The organism is Paenibacillus periandrae (genome assembly GCF_022458865.1).
Taxonomy (GTDB): Bacteria; Bacillota; Bacilli; order Paenibacillales; family NBRC-103111; genus Paenibacillus_S; species Paenibacillus_S periandrae.
Genome location: NZ_JAJNMU010000007.1, coordinates 256,228 through 271,164, shown reverse-complemented (window position 1 = coordinate 271,164; position 14,937 = coordinate 256,228). Strand labels below are relative to the sequence as shown.

Annotated in this window: 11 protein-coding genes; 6 read left to right on the top strand and 5 right to left on the bottom strand. The window is 43.3% G+C overall.

Features of this window, described 5'->3' with window-relative positions; translation table 11 throughout:
* Positions 1 to 21: 21 nt before the first annotated feature.
* Together LRL21_RS13760 and LRL21_RS13755 are read right to left on the bottom strand one after the other, a co-directional pair.
* Positions 22 to 3,309 carry an Ig-like domain-containing protein gene (locus LRL21_RS13760; RefSeq protein ID WP_240416348.1) on the bottom strand — a complete coding sequence of 1,096 codons (3,288 nt, stop codon included), beginning with the start codon at positions 3,307 to 3,309 and terminating at the stop codon, positions 22 to 24.
* A 38-nt stretch (positions 3,310 to 3,347) separates the two neighbouring features.
* Positions 3,348 to 5,219, bottom strand: coding sequence for an exo-alpha-sialidase (locus LRL21_RS13755; RefSeq protein WP_240416347.1), 1,872 nt, complete (start codon positions 5,217 to 5,219; stop codon positions 3,348 to 3,350).
* 607 nt (positions 5,220 to 5,826) lie between these two features.
* Here LRL21_RS13755 and LRL21_RS13750 point away from each other — a divergent pair.
* The 6 genes from LRL21_RS13750 (at position 5,827) to LRL21_RS13725 (ending at position 12,666) form a co-directional block, all read left to right on the top strand.
* Positions 5,827 to 6,579 carry an SDR family NAD(P)-dependent oxidoreductase gene (locus LRL21_RS13750; protein ID WP_240416346.1) on the top strand — a complete coding sequence of 251 codons (753 nt, stop codon included), beginning with the start codon at positions 5,827 to 5,829 and terminating at the stop codon, positions 6,577 to 6,579.
* Between the two features lie 57 nt (positions 6,580 to 6,636).
* Positions 6,637 to 7,314, top strand: a complete 678-nt coding sequence (locus LRL21_RS13745; protein ID WP_240416345.1) for an SDR family oxidoreductase — start codon at positions 6,637 to 6,639, stop codon at positions 7,312 to 7,314.
* Between the two features lie 43 nt (positions 7,315 to 7,357).
* Positions 7,358 to 8,173, top strand: coding sequence for a 6-carboxytetrahydropterin synthase (locus LRL21_RS13740; protein WP_240416344.1), 816 nt, complete (start codon positions 7,358 to 7,360; stop codon positions 8,171 to 8,173).
* Between the two features lie 31 nt (positions 8,174 to 8,204).
* The gene (locus tag LRL21_RS13735) at positions 8,205 to 10,742 is read left to right on the top strand and encodes a putative bifunctional diguanylate cyclase/phosphodiesterase (RefSeq protein WP_240416343.1); all 2,538 of its coding nucleotides are present in this window, start codon (positions 8,205 to 8,207) and stop codon (positions 10,740 to 10,742) included.
* Positions 10,743 to 10,847: 105 nt separating this feature from the next.
* On the top strand, positions 10,848 to 12,137 hold the full coding sequence (locus LRL21_RS13730) for a DNA methyltransferase (RefSeq protein ID WP_240416342.1): 1,290 nt from the start codon (positions 10,848 to 10,850) through the stop codon (positions 12,135 to 12,137).
* A gap of 49 nt (positions 12,138 to 12,186) precedes the next feature.
* Positions 12,187 to 12,666 (top strand): Uma2 family endonuclease, encoded by a 480-nt coding sequence (locus LRL21_RS13725; RefSeq protein ID WP_240416341.1) that lies wholly within the window; start codon positions 12,187 to 12,189, stop codon positions 12,664 to 12,666.
* Positions 12,667 to 12,785: 119 nt separating this feature from the next.
* On the opposite strand, the gene LRL21_RS13720 is transcribed toward LRL21_RS13725, so the two are convergent.
* The 3 genes from LRL21_RS13720 to uraA form a co-directional block, all read right to left on the bottom strand.
* The gene (locus LRL21_RS13720) at positions 12,786 to 13,178 is read right to left on the bottom strand and encodes a retropepsin-like aspartic protease (protein WP_240416340.1); all 393 of its coding nucleotides are present in this window, start codon (positions 13,176 to 13,178) and stop codon (positions 12,786 to 12,788) included.
* A complete protein-coding gene (locus tag LRL21_RS13715) occupies positions 13,168 to 13,425 on the bottom strand; it encodes a hypothetical protein (RefSeq protein ID WP_240416339.1) in 258 nt (85 codons plus the stop codon). Before LRL21_RS13715 ends, LRL21_RS13720 begins: the two co-directional genes overlap by 11 nt.
* A 204-nt stretch (positions 13,426 to 13,629) precedes the next feature.
* The gene (gene uraA / locus LRL21_RS13710) at positions 13,630 to 14,904 is read right to left on the bottom strand and encodes a uracil permease (RefSeq protein ID WP_240416338.1); all 1,275 of its coding nucleotides are present in this window, start codon (positions 14,902 to 14,904) and stop codon (positions 13,630 to 13,632) included.
* Between the last annotated feature and the right edge of the window lie 33 nt (positions 14,905 to 14,937).

Sequence of the window (14,937 nt, the reverse complement as noted above, 5' to 3'; positions counted from 1 at the left end):
CTTTCAGCACCTATATAATAGCTATTTGAGATGATTCAGGATTCTAAATAGGATTGCAGCCACCTCTGCCCTTGTTGCTTTGCCGTTAGGATTAATCATATTATCGCTGCCTTCAATAATCCCTGCTTTTACAAGCGAAGCAATACTCTCAACCGCATAATCGGCAATACTTGAAGCATCCTTAAAAGCTTTCAAATCATTGATCGTTCCTTTTGCAATTACATGTTGAGTCGTGTTTAAAGCTCTTGCAATCAGTACCATCAAATCTTGTCTGCTAATCGCCTCACTCGGAAGATATTTGTTGTCGTCAACCCCGTTTGTAATTCCGAGAGCTTTGGATATCCCCAGTGCTTCATAGAAATAATCATCTTTTTTGACATCATCAAAGTTGGAGGTAAACGCTGCTTTTAAACCCAATGCTCTTACCAGCATCGTCAGAATGTCGGCCCTCGAAATGTTTTTGCCTGGATCAAAGGTTTGATCTGAGGTTCCATTTACAATACCTTTGCTCGCTAATGCTTGGATGGCTTCCTGAGCCCATGAATAGCCGGTCAAATCTTTGAAAATAGGCTGTTGGCTTGCAGTTGATTCTGGCTGCTGCTCAGGCTGCTTGGTTTCATCTGCCGGGGTATCCGTTGGCGTTGTTACAACAGTAGTTCCGCTCGAACTGCTGCTGCCACTGCCACTGCTGCTATTGCTGCGATACCGCACGGTTACAACAGCTGTGCCCGCTGCCAGACTACCATCCTGTGCCGCTGCTGTAATAACGGCATTTCCTCTGTTAACGGCTGTGACAGTTCCGTCGTCGTTAACTGTAGCGACAGAGGCATCGCTGGTACTCCAGACTAACGCTTTAGAGCTTGTATCGTCAGGGGCTACGGTAGCCTTCAAGACAGCTGTTTGGCCGGCAAGCAGGTTAAGCTCGCTTGGTTCCAAGGAGACTTTCGCTGCCGCGATTTTAACTTCTACGATAGCGGTTGCCTTAATGCTGCCATCCTGTGTCTGTACCGTAATTATGGCATTTCCTTTGTTCACGGCTGTAACAGTTCCGTCATTAACCGTAGCGACAGTGGGATCGCTGGTACTCCATACCAAGGCTTTGGAGCTTGTGTCTTCGGGAGCTACCGCAGCCTTCAAGACAGCTGTTTGTCCTGCAAATAAGCTGAGCCCGCTTGGGTCCAAGGTGATGGTTGCTGCCGCAATTTTAACATCTACGGTGGCTGTTGCCTTCAAGCCGCCATCCAGTGTTTGCGCTGTAATAACGGCCGTTCCTTTGCCTGAAGCCGTTACGATTCCATTACTGACTGTAGCGACATTGGCATCACTGGTACTCCACAGTACGGTTTTGTTGCTTGCGTTGCTTGGAGCTACGGTAGCCTTCACTATGGCAGATTGGCCTTTCGCCAAGCTAATCGTATTGTTATCCAATGACACGCCAGTTGCTGCGACGGCTGAACTATCATTGTAGAAATACGCTTTTAGTGAAGGTTTAAATACGGGCAGCATCTCAGTTGTAATTCCTGCAGGCAATCGGGCTTCATCTACCGTGCCATTTAAATTATTACTAATATACGTGTTTAACTTATAATTTGCTTTTATTGCATTCAGGTCCCAATTAACAGGCAAGTCTACATAAGGCAATGTGGCATTTGATGCACCCTTCGCGTAAGTCAGGTAGGCTTTAATAGTGGAAGGCAGAATAGCCCTAATCGCACTATCCGAAGCGGTATTGATGTTGAAGGAGGCAGGGACAGCAATTTCACGGTCGATGCTCTCATACTCACGAACAAGCTTGTTAGCCGGATTTGTCCAATCGCCTTGCTTAATCCAGTCCTCGGTCAATCTGGAGAACACAATATTTTTGTATGAGGCTAAGGATTCTCCTGAAGCGTTACGATCGTCTCCTGTAAAAAAACGGCTGAACGTAACGAGGATATCTCCATTCTTACCTTGTGTCACCGCAGGATAATGATAGCTTCCTAAATTCGCTCTCGTATCGATAACCAGATGTCTTCTGTATTTCCAGGTTTTACCTTCATCATCAGATAGTGCTACAGCCAATGTGTTTCTGGTTGATTCCGTATCCACGTGCACAAACACCCAATTGCCGTTTTTCAGCTGAAGCAAATCGTGGCCAACGCCTGGGTCCTGCAGCTCGGCGACATCTTTGGCAATGGTCCAAGTGAACCCGCCGTCCTTGGATTCTGCATACAATACTCGATAAGGACGCGGACCATTATCTCTCATATAGGCAACCAAGGTTCCGTCCTTTCTTTGGGCCATCGTAGCCTGAATGTTGGCGACGCCTACAATCGGCTCGCTAAATTCCCAGTGAATTGAATTGTCCTCCAGCGGTTGAGCGGGATTATATTCCGTAATCGCCATGATGCTGGTCTCCATGGTGTCGGAGTATAACGGCAAGATCATGCGCACCTTGCCTCCATCAAGTGGAATCACATAAGGCTTATCCTTGGTTTGCCAGCCGATACGGCGGGCGAGAGGATAGCCTGAGCGGCCTTTCCAGATTGAATCGGCCACGGTTGGAGCATATAAGTATTTATTCGGGTCCCCACCCGCCAATTGCATAACTTCTGTTACAAGTGCATCGAACTCGGCGCCTTTTACCCTTTGGCTTACACCGGCTCCGCCTTGTTCGATCGGTTTAAAAATGTATGCTTTTTGCTCCACAAATTTTGCTTTTAACGTGTTAACGAACCCTTTTTGCAACCGGGGACTGATGTAATCATCGGGACTATCCGGATTAACTGCATCCCCAATATTCATCCCAATTTTGACATTAATCACTTCGGAAAAGGTCCATACCGGCTTCTTGTTACCGATTTGATCATATTCATAGCTTCCTTTTTCGGCGTATGCATATCGGGTTTGTGAGGTCGACCATTTGCCTGCGAGCACAGGGTACCAAAAGAACCACAGTCGATCTCCGGAGTCCATATAAACAACAGGATTAATATCGGCTATCCCTTGTGCATCCTCCACGACAAACGGAGTTTTCCACGTTTTCCCGCCATCCAATGATCGGGCTCCCATAATTCTTGTCGTTGTCGCATCCCGTTCACCGTTGCCTTGAAACCATACCGATAGCAACTCCCCATTCGGCAGCTCCACAATACTGGAGCCATGAACATGATCGCCGGTATCGCCATTATCTTTCACGGGGTCGAAAATGTTCGTAACGACCTCCTCAACCTTCAGAACGCCGGCATTAGCCGCATATACGGGAATACTTGTTACAGCCAGCATGAAACATACAACAAGTAGTGAACACAGCGTAATTCTTCTATTCATTGTCATTACCCCTTTGAAATTAACTTCACAGAAATGGGTCATAAGGTCCCAACGGATACGAGACATTTATAGATGGTTCCATAATTTCTGCTTACAACGGTAATCAGTGCCGTGCCTGTTTTCTTGGCGATGACGTTGCCTGTACTGTCTATTGTTGCAACAGAGGCATCATCTGAGCTCCATGATAGTCCACCATCTGTTTTAACATCACCATCTACAGTTAAAGTAAAGGACAATTGCTTCGAATTTCCGACGGCGGGAAGGTTCAGCTTATTATTGATGACAGGCTGCTGAGCCCCATAGGTAGCGTTGATGACGGAACCAAACAATTTCTCGATCTCAGGAGCTTCCGTTCTTGCGAAACCCATAACCTCAAACTTCGGAGAAGATGAGCTCAGTGAGTAGGTCATTAATGCATTGCCCAATTTATCGACTAACACTCCCGGATATTGATAGGTTTCATTCGTCGTAGGGTCAGATTCCATCAGGATGGACTTCCAGCTTTGTCCTTCATCCTTGGACAGCAGCAAGCTGTAGGTGCTTCTATGACCGCTTTGCTGAGCATCCCGTTTTGTTTCTTGATTGGTAGCTGCCAGCCAGTCACCATTCGGAAGCTTGGCCACTTCAAAGCCTCCGTCGTTTTTCAGATATGGATCTACTACAGGAACGCCCCAGGTGGCCCCGCCGTCCTTAGACTCGGAATACGTAGTATGCCAGGCGAGCCGTCCGTTTTTGCCATCCAGCTTACCACTTCTAAAATAGGCGCGAATATGATCATTCTTTAACTGAATCAACGATCCTTGAATGGTACCCGATCCCACGATAGCATCGCTTATTTGCCAGGTTTCTCCGCGATCATCCGTATACACAACAACGGAATTAGCGAGAGAATCGGAATATAAAGGAAGCATCAATCGGGTTTTATTATTGTATTGAATTTCAATAGGCTTGTTTTTGGTTTCCCAGCCAAGTCTGCTGTAGGTCGGATTCCAGGTGCTAATATCGTTATCTGCACCGGAAGCGCGTTCAATCGATTTTTGGATAATAGGTGGCTCGTATTTGGAGTAGGTGGCACCGGATACTGTATAAATGCCATTTTGCAGCGAGTTGATAATTTCTTGAGTTCTTCCTGTGTACACATCGTCATAAGGCTTATTCGTCTGTAAGTATTGAATATATTGCTCATATTTCCGTTTCATGGAGACGACAAAGCTGTCGGTCACATATCGTTTATCGCTAGAGTTGAACCATGAGGTAACCTCGACATATTTGGATGGATCCAGGTAAGTAGCTGCTGTAACCTGGCTCGGACTTAATGATTTGATTTCTGAGCCTTTGACCCTGTAAGTCCACTGTCCGTTGGAATAGGAGCCCTTGCCTGACATGGCATCCCCAACATTCATATAAATCGTCTGTGGATAATGCCACTTGGGATTTCCTCCCGAGCGGATCGTATACTCATAGCTGCCAATATCGGCATACATATATTTAGGCTGTGCAGATACCCATTGACCATTGAGCACGACGTTGTAAAATAGCCATAGTCTTGACTGCTGGTCCACATAGACGACAGGATTGATATCAGGAAAATCGTGAGTATCATACACATCGAAGGGAGGCGTCCAGGTCTTCCCGCCATCTTTGGACCTTGCTCCCATGATCTTGGTGGTATCACCATCTCTTTCACCGTCGCCACTAAAAAAAACCATAAACAAGGTGCCATCATGCAGCTCTACTATGGAGGAACCATGATTATGTTCGGCTGAAATGGGATTAGAAGCGGGAAAAATTTTCGTTCTGGTGATCCCCTGCAGGGGATCGTTTGGAGCAGCAGCTGCAATTGCAGACATCATCAGACTGAAAGCCATCATACAACATAGAAGGAGAGCAAAACGCTGTTTACATTTCATTGTGCTGCACTTCCTTTCATTCATTCAAGGTTTACTTAAGCCAATATGTATTGGATATTGCCGTGGACAAGCTGTTCCCAACCCCCTTCTATTCCCAATTTAATTCCGAAAGGCTTTTGCGAATGTGTATTCTTAATAAGCCCTGAAATCAACGGGATTCCGTTCCATTCAAAGCTTCTATTAAGTAAAAATCAAGTCGAGCAGAGGCTGCTAATACGTTTAGCTAATACGTTTTTTCAATAAATTTATTCTATTTTAAAAGCGCTTTCATGTCAATTTATTTTGCTCGATTTGATTCGACAAACTCTAACAATTAAACTGATTTTCCCTTGTTTAAATGGACCTTATGTTAAAGTTACTTATGGGCTATATGAGATTGCACCGCTGGTCCTGGGTGGGCCTGTTCGATGTGACTGTCTGGGCTAGCAGGTCCTATATTCGGCCCGATTACGAGCAAGTCAATTAGAATATGAGCTATAAACTCGATAAAAATAAAATTGTGCGAAACTGCTTGAAGGTTAATCTCATTTTTTGTCGAAGATTATAACGAGGGTTAAAATTATTCAGGACATGAAATATTGATCGATCATTATAGGAGTGGAACCCCATGCAGATAGCAGTTGTTACCGGAGGAGGACGCGGGATTGGTGCGGCCATTACAGAGAAGCTGGCTTCAGAAAACTTTTTTGTCATACTCATCGTCAACAAAAGTCTGGATCCGGCCAGAACCGTCGTGGACAACATCCGCTCTAATGGGGGACAGGCTGAGGTTATACAATGTGATGTTTCCAACGGCCAGGATATTAAAGAGACTATAGCTGCGATTGAGGATCAATGGGGTACACCTTCCATTCTTGTTAATAACGCGGGAGTAGGCGGACCTTACCATGCACTTGATCAAGTGAGTGAAGAAGAATGGGATTGGATTATGAACACCAATGTCAAAAGCATGTTTTTATTGTCCAAATATGTGCTGCCCCAGATGAAGGAGCGAGGATACGGGAGAATCATTAACTTATCATCGATCTTCGGTGTATGGGGTGGAGCCAATTCAGCCGTCTATTCTACCAGCAAACACGCCATTCTGGGCCTGACCAAATCGATAGCGGCTGAGTGGGGGCCTTATGGAATTACGTGCAACGCCATTAGCCCGGGATATGTCACAACGGAAATGGGCATTCAGGAGGATCAGGTGACCGATCATCTGGCTCGCGTACTGGAAAGATCGCCCGTGAAAGCAATAGTCGGTACGAAGGATATCGCCGATATGGTTTATTATTTGACTGGGCCTTCGGGATCGATGATTAATGGTGCTTCCTTTGTTATTGATGGGGGACTATCAGCTCATGCAGGTATTTAAGACTAAAGGAGCGAATTCAAAGGGGACTTGGTGAACTACCTCTAAAAGGAGATTTTCATGAAAACAAAAATTGCATTGGTAACGGGTGGATTACGGGGTATTGGCGAAGCCATTAGTACAGACTTAGCCCAAAATGGATTTATTACATATACAGCAAGCCGCGGTGGCGGTGTACCAACCCGTGACAATCAGTTTCATCTGGAGATGGATTTGCAAGAAGAGGAATCGATTCGTCAAGCCTTTAAGGTGATCGAAGAGAAACATGGCTCACTCGATGTGCTTGTCAACAATGCTGGAGTCATGATCAATAAACCTTTTGCTGAATTTGAGAAAAATGATTGGGAGCAAGTCTATCAAACGAACGTGTTTGGACCGATCTCCTGCATACAGAAATCATTTCCTCTAATGAAGGAAGGCGGAGGGAGAATTATCAATATCTCATCGATTATGACTAAAAGCCCTCTCCCGAACACATCCCTCTATACCTCATCCAAGCATGCTCTTAATGGTTTAGGGGAAGCGCTCGGAGAAGAATGGTACAAGGATCGGGTGATGACGACAAATTTGATTTTGGGAGCTACCTATACCGATTTATGGAAAAACGTTGAGGGGTTTTCACAAGCCGATATGCTGGGTACCGAGGATGTCGCTCGAATGGTTGCCTTTATTGCAAATACACCTTTACATATCCGAATCGACAGAATAGAAATGACTCCGCCTAAAGGTGTACTATAATACCCCGAGTTTAAACGATTCTTTGATGAGGTGGGACACATACATGATTTATTTAAGTAGAAAGATGCATTTCTCCGCTGCTCACTTCTATCGCGTCTCGACTTGGAGTGAAGAGGAAAATCAAAGAGTTTTTGGATTATGCAGCCATCAAAACGGCCATGGTCATAATTATGTTTTGGAAGTTATGATTAGAGGCAGCCTTGATCCCAAGTCTGGAATTGTTGTCAATATAACCGATATTGATACCGTTACTAAAAGGCTTATAGAAGAAGAGTTTGATGGTAGATTTCTAAACCATGAGCATCCCTATTTCCAAAACCATGTGCCGACTACGGAAAAAATTGTTGAATATTTATGGTATGCACTCGTAGATAAATTTCCGGATTGTGAATTATATAAATTGGTTTTGCATGAAAATCATTATTTATCAGCTGAGAAGGGGTTGGATTCCATGGTGTCTATGACTAGAAAATATCATTTTTGTGCTGCACATCGCCTTCATAGCGATTTGTTAAGTGATGAAGAAAATAAACGCATTTTTGGTAAATGCAATAATTTATATGGTCATGGTCACAACTATTATCTTGACGTTACCGTTAAGGGTGAACCTGATGCACACACAGGAATGGTTATGAACCTATCAGATTTGGATAACGTTGTAAACGATGTCATTATTCAAAAGTTTGACCATAAGCATCTTAATTTGGATGTTGAAGAGCTAAAAGATATGAATCCAACTTCCGATGTATTAGTCATGGTGATTAATCAGTTATTATCCGAACAGCTTCCTAACTTGTATAAGGTAGGATTATGGGAGACAGAGAAAAATTATTTTGAATGCTTCACGCATGAGAATTAATTGTTAAATCGGATGATTTGGGGAGATGGATTTGACACTAAAAAAGAAGCTGGCAGGCATATTTATTATTGTCGTAAGCGTCATCTTGATTTTGAACAACTTATTTCACTTCATTTCTACCAGGGAAAATTTGCAAAAGGACCAAGAGATGCAGATGGATCAGCTGGCCAAGCAAATCGGCATATCCATCGAGCAGGCTCAATTTGGGTCTCAGTATGTTGAAGATTTGATCGGTGATCAACTGCGTGTAGCTTCTTTAGCCGCGCAGAATGCGCTCAATCCGGATATCGATCAGGTAACGAATGAGGAGTTAAAGGTACTTTCCGAAAAGATAGGTGTTTCTTACATTACCCTACTAAAGCAGGAAGGCGATGATATCAAGGGCGTACGCTCCTCTGATCCTAAAGAACGTAATTTAAGCACCAAGGAGTGGGGGTATTGGTTTGATGCGTTCAAGGAACTGTTTGCTACCAAGAATGTAACGGTATCCCAGGGACAGAAGCTTCCCAATTATTGGTCAGGCCCTGTTAATATATCTGCCTCCAATCCGGATCATGTAGATAAATGGGGTTATTATTACGACGGGACTACCAACTATATCATCAGTCCCTATATGCGGGTTACGGAGATATTGAATGTCTCACAAATTCTTGGACCGGAATCGACCTTGGAAAAAATCATGAGCAATAACAACGCTATTTTGGAAATTACGGGCTTTAACCCTAAAGCTTTTGGTTCACCACCCGTATATACAGAAGTAAACGGACAAAAATACATTGATTTGGTCAATAGAGATATTCAATTTGGAAAATATACGTATAAGATTCCGACGGATGTTCAAACGGTAAAGACGGCTTTTGAAACTGGCAAAATGCAAAACGTCATCTCGGTCATTAACGGAAAAAAAGTATTCAAAACCTTTGTGCCGATTGCTACCCCGCTTGCAAGTCCCTACATTGTTGGAATTGTAACCGACTATCGGGTTATCGAGGACATTCTTGATAAAGAAATATTAAACAATATTATCATTTCTCTATTCTCTTTATTATTCGTATCGATTATCGGGTATCTTTTGGCGAGTTACATTGTCAAACCGATCAATCGCATTCTTCACAAGGTGAATGAAGTTGCCGAAGGGAATTTTGATGCAAGAATTGCCATCGATCGACATGATGAATTAGGTTTATTATCTGAGCGGGTTAATACGATGTCGATGAATCTGCAGACCAATACTCAAGAACTGGTTAATAAAAATAAAGAAATTGAATTCCATGCGAACTACGATTTCTTGACGGGTTTACCGAATCTGCGTTTATTTAGCGAGACGTTCCAGAACAGGATTGAAGCTGCTGCCAAACACGATTCATCCATAGCCGTATTATTTATTGATCTGGACCGATTTAAATGGATTAATGATACGTACGGCCATTCTGTAGGGGATTACTTTCTCAAGGAAACCTCCAATCGAATTACCCATACGCTAGAGGCTAATGAACTGGGCTCCCGCATAGGGGGAGATGAATTTGTTTTACTATTACTGGGCTACAGTCAGGAGGCGATTGCCGAGAAGGCCGAACAGATTTCAAATTTGCTGTCCCAACCTCTGCTCTATGAAGGCCAGGAAATATCGGTTACACCAAGCATTGGCATAAGCTTATTCCCTGAGAATGGGGATAGTGTGGAAACCTTAGTTAAACATGCCGATATTGCAATGTACCGTGCAAAAGAGCAAGGCCGCAACAATTATCAGTTTTATTCATGTGAAATGGAAGATGCCATAGTCAGAAGAGCCGTGTTGGAAAACGGGATCAGAAAGGCTCTGGAACGTAATGAGTTCATACTGTACTATCAGCCGCAAATTGATTTGGCAACCAAGAAAATCGTTGGGTTAGAGGCGCTGGTCAGATGGATTCACCCTGAGCACGGTCTCATTTCTCCTATCGAATTTATTCCTATTGCTGAAGAAACAGGTTTAATTGTCCCTATTGGCGAGTGGATTCTACAGACTGCCTGTGAACAAGCCAAGCAATGGCAAGGTCAAGGTTTTCCTAAATTAAGGATATCGGTGAATCTGTCAGCACGACAGGTCCAGCAAAAGAGCCTGGTAGACAAGATCAGCAGCATCCTTCAAACGTCAGGGCTGGAGCCTGAGCTGCTTGAGCTGGAAATTACAGAAAGTATCGCCATGTACAACGAGGAATATGTCATTAACAAGCTGCTTTCCTTGAAAAAGATAGGAATAAAAATAGCCATAGATGATTTTGGAACTGGCTATTCGTCCCTGAACTATTTAAACAAATTTCCGATTGATACCTTGAAGATAGACAGATCGTTTGTCAATCAAATAAAAAACACAACGGATAATCAGGAGATTATTACAACCATCATTGTCATGGCGAGGAACCTGAAGCTGAAGGTAATTGCAGAAGGAGTAGAAACCGTCGAGCAATTACGTTTCCTCGAAGACCAGCAATGCAACGAGGTACAAGGCTTTTACTTTAGCAAGCCGTTAAACGTTGAAGGTATACAAGCTTTACTTAAACATCCGACATGGGAGGAAAATAATTAAACGGTGTTTGGCATTTATCTGCCATGCAAAGCCTTCTTTCTGCGTATTTCTGTTGAAATGCGCAATAGAAGGTTCTTTATTTATTAAGCAAGGAGGAAGGCTATTATGCATGTAGTCCCAAAAGAGCTATCTTCCGAACGGGCTTTATTCCGGGGAGATAATCTGTACATCATGGAACAGTTAGTAAAGGATGGCTACAAAGGCAAGTTTGATTTAATTTATTTCGATGGACCTTTTAACTCTGGAATGATCTTTTCTATGCCAAACGATAAGCTTGGGGTCAACTTAATTAATCCATGGGACGAATTAGCAGGTGTGCGTCATTATTTGGATTCACAATTATTTATGAAGGATTATTTAAAACGAATCCAATTAGCGAGGGAATTGCTTAGTGAAACCGGTTTGTTTGTACTGCAAATTTACCAAAAAGAAGGCCATTACGTAAAAGTGATGCTGGATCAAGAGTTTGGCAGGCACAATTTCCTTACTGAGATTATCTGGAAAATGGAAAATAACCCACGACCTTTTCATTCACAGTTTGGCTTGTCCCATGAATGTCTGTTTGTTTATAGTCAAACGAATAACTATTTGAAAAAAGATGAACTTCTTGTGCCATCGGTGTGGGACGATATCGGTATTTACGAAACATTGGGTGAGGAAAATACGTTCTACCCATCGCAAAAACCGGAAAAGCTCATGGAAAGAATTATTGAAATGTCGACGAATGAACAGGCATTGATAGGTGATTTTTATTGTGGGAGCGGATCTTTTTTAATTGCTGCTGAGAAGCTGAACCGGAGATGGATAGCCAGCGATAACAGTCAGCTCGCCATCAAGGTAACGAAGGAAAGATTAGCTGGAATCGGGATTTCTGTTGAGGAGCATCTTGTGGTGGACCATTTTGACAATAGCTTACTCCTTGGCGATACCTACAATAAGCATTCCAATATTCCATTTTCCTTATTTGAACTCAAGGAATTACATACGGCCCTTGGTGATAAAGTTAAGAGCATCAACGCTATCAAATATTCCAACGATATTGATTTGTTCACGGACGCACCAATAACTTTCAATTATATGATGCCCTTTATTGATGATAAAGGCATTAGTGAACAAGAGGTCGTACTTGTGCCGCGGCCAAAGCCAAAACAAGGAAATGACGGTATTTACCTTGAGATAGAAGATCCGTATATGTGGATTCTGTACCAAATTCAGCATGTTGGATTCGATAAAAATACAAATCAATATTTGTTTGATTGGGACGCCTTGCAAGCGAAAATTCAACAATTGATTGATTCCATCGGTAACCAATGGATTGATGAAATTCAGCACGGTGCTGAGTATACGGTTATCAAGGATGTTTTTGGAAATTACTACAGCATATTAGCAGTGTGAACGCGTGCATTAGCAACGATCCCCTTGACCATGATACGATTAGCTTAGTGTGATTTGTAGAATCAAAAGGAGGTCTCTGCATCAATTTATTGTTGGAGATCTTCATTTTGCTCTACGGACGTTCTTTCAGAATCGGAGTTGCTATGTGTTTGTAGCTCCATTTGATGTTTTTTTCAGTGAACACGAAGATTACCAATTACCCGATCAAGTGACTCAACCCGATCTTTCGGTTGTTTGCTCCAAGGAGCAAATATCCAAGAAAGGTTGTCAGGGTGCGCCGACTTTGATCATCGAAGTGCTATCGCCATCCACCGCATTGAAGGACTTCAATGAGAAGTTTAACTTATATCAGAAATATGGTGTGCAAGAATATTGGATTATCGATTCTGGAAATCAAACGGTTCATGTGTACACGTTGCAGGATGGAAGTTACGCGATACGTAATTTGTATACAGAGCAGGATACCATCCAATCTTTAGTTTTTCAGGATTTGCAAGTACCTATGAACAGGCTATTCAGTTTGGAATAACAAGAACGACAAGCCGGCGAGATTAACTCTCGACCGGTTTTTATCTTATTTATGTTAAATTCCATTTTCAGAGCTGAATTTGTTAATATTGATTAGATCATAGTGCTGCCAGTTGGAACTTAGCTTTTTTCAATGGATGGGTACATGATAAGTTCAGAAAGGTCGAGAATGATACTGGCCTCCATAAGCATGTCTAAACCTATAAGTCCATTAATTGAAAGCTTCTCATGTAATGATCCTACGTCTAGCTTGAAGTTTTTAATTACAAAAGAACCTAACTGTACGGTATCGAACAACTTTCGGAAGCAGCTTTCTTCACCGCCAATACCAAATGCACTAATAATCTCGTCACCAGTTTCGAAGTATACACCGATATCAGCAACAACATCTGCGGAAAGCAAGGTATGAGATGCTCCCGTATCGATAACTAATTTGTCAATGGACAGTACTTGTCCTTTGTAATTTAAGGTAATAGAGGTTTGCAATAGTCCATCAACGAAATCAATTTTCATTGTGCATAACCCCTCGCAACCCTCGAAGTGAACGCAGTTCAATTTTCAGTTCTTTATTTGAAGTGTGAGAGACAATAATGCCATCCTTCGAATTAAGTAATTCTCGCGTTGCTTCCTTCGGATCCTGAATGGCTCGAATCAGAGCTACGTCATCTACAAACTTGGTGTTTCCTTCTGTATGGGATGTGAGTATTTGCAGCTTCACATATTGGTTGGGATAAATATTACGAACTTCTTCCCATTGCATGGCTGACATCTCCATTTCGGTTACATGCTCTTTAATTTATTGTATCAGAAAACGGTTAATATGGAAAAAGGATAAGAACCCCTGCCTGCCATGTTAGCACAACAACAACAAACTGGCGATGTCAACTCTCGACCGGTTTTTTTGATCCTATGATAAAAAAATCATTCACAGTAAAATCATTTAATCAGTTCATTCAGATATTCCTTATACTTTTTCATTGGAAAGCTTGAGAGCTTCCAGCAGCTTGAAGAATAAGCTGAGTACAATCGTAACTATGGTAGCCAGAGCCATACCTTTGAGCTCAAATTGTCCCCATTTCAGAGTCGCGCCACTAAGTCCGATAACAAGCACTACTGTTGTTAGTATGAGGTTGATCGGCTTGGAATAGTCGACCTTGGTTTCTACCAGCATCCGGATCCCCGAAGCAGCGATAACTCCAAATAACAGCAGTGAAACGCCACCCATTACAGGTGTAGGAATGGTCTGGACTAATGCCGAGATTTTACCGACGAAGGACAGGACTATGGCCAGTACCGCAGCCCCTCCGATAACCCAAACGGAATATACACGACTGATCGCCATAACGCCGATGTTTTCGCCATAAGTTGTATTAGGGGTAGAGCCAACTAGGGAGGATAACATCGTAGAAACACCGTTTCCAAGTAATGATTTACTGAGGCCGGGGTCCTTGGATAAATCTTTGTCAACCATGTTTCCGGTTACGATCAAGTGCCCAATATGCTCCGCGATCACGACCAGAGCCGCAGGAGCGATAATCAGGATGCTGGCTAAGTCGAACGTTGGGCTGTAGAAGGTAGGGAGTTTGAACCAATCAGCAGCCGCTACTATTTCTCTGATATGTACCAATCCAAGCACCGCAGCAAGCGCATATCCGGCGACAATGGCAATCAATATCGGAATGACCCTAAAGATGCCGCGGAATAAGACTGAACCCACAGTTCCTACTGCAAAAGTGAAAATCGATACCGTCACGGTGGTCCCGTCCGGCGTCCAGGCTGCAGGGGCACCGCTTGGCGCGATAAAACCAGCCATCCCAGCAGCTGTTGGAACCAGCTCCAGTCCGATAACGGCTACAATGGCACCCATGGCTGCAGGCGGAAACATGACGTCAATCCATCGAGTCCCGACAGCACGGATGAGTAATGCAACGATGGTAAAAATCAAACCGACAACCAGAAACCCGCCTAATGCCGAGCTATAGCCTTTAGAGCCCAATACAACAAAGACCGGGGACAGGAAGGCGAAGCTTGAGCCCAGGAAGGCAGGAATTTCTCCTTTGGTCATATAAATGTAAAGCAAAGTCCCGATCCCGTTCATCAACAGGATGGTGGCTGGGTCGACCTTAAACAGAATAGGTACGAGTACAGTGGAGCCAAACATAGCAAATAAATGCTGTAAACTTAGCGGAATACTTTCGACGAGCGGCGGGCGTTCATCAACTTGAATGATGCGTGACACAGTTTGACCTCCTTGTATTTAACTTCCCGAACG

Excerpts from the sequence above, each read along its gene's own strand:
- LRL21_RS13760 (WP_240416348.1), bottom strand. The coding sequence starts at position 3,309 with ATGAATAGAAGAATTACGCTGTGTTCACTACTTGTTGTATGTTTCATG.
- LRL21_RS13755 (WP_240416347.1), bottom strand. The coding sequence starts at position 5,219 with ATGAAATGTAAACAGCGTTTTGCTCTCCTTCTATGTTGTATGATGGCT.
- LRL21_RS13750 (WP_240416346.1), top strand. The coding sequence starts at position 5,827 with ATGCAGATAGCAGTTGTTACCGGAGGAGGACGCGGGATTGGTGCGGCC.
- LRL21_RS13745 (WP_240416345.1), top strand. The coding sequence starts at position 6,637 with ATGAAAACAAAAATTGCATTGGTAACGGGTGGATTACGGGGTATTGGC.
- LRL21_RS13740 (WP_240416344.1), top strand. The coding sequence starts at position 7,358 with ATGATTTATTTAAGTAGAAAGATGCATTTCTCCGCTGCTCACTTCTAT.
- LRL21_RS13730 (WP_240416342.1), top strand. The coding sequence starts at position 10,848 with ATGCATGTAGTCCCAAAAGAGCTATCTTCCGAACGGGCTTTATTCCGG.
- LRL21_RS13720 (WP_240416340.1), bottom strand. The coding sequence starts at position 13,178 with ATGAAAATTGATTTCGTTGATGGACTATTGCAAACCTCTATTACCTTA.
- LRL21_RS13715 (WP_240416339.1), bottom strand. The coding sequence starts at position 13,425 with ATGCAATGGGAAGAAGTTCGTAATATTTATCCCAACCAATATGTGAAG.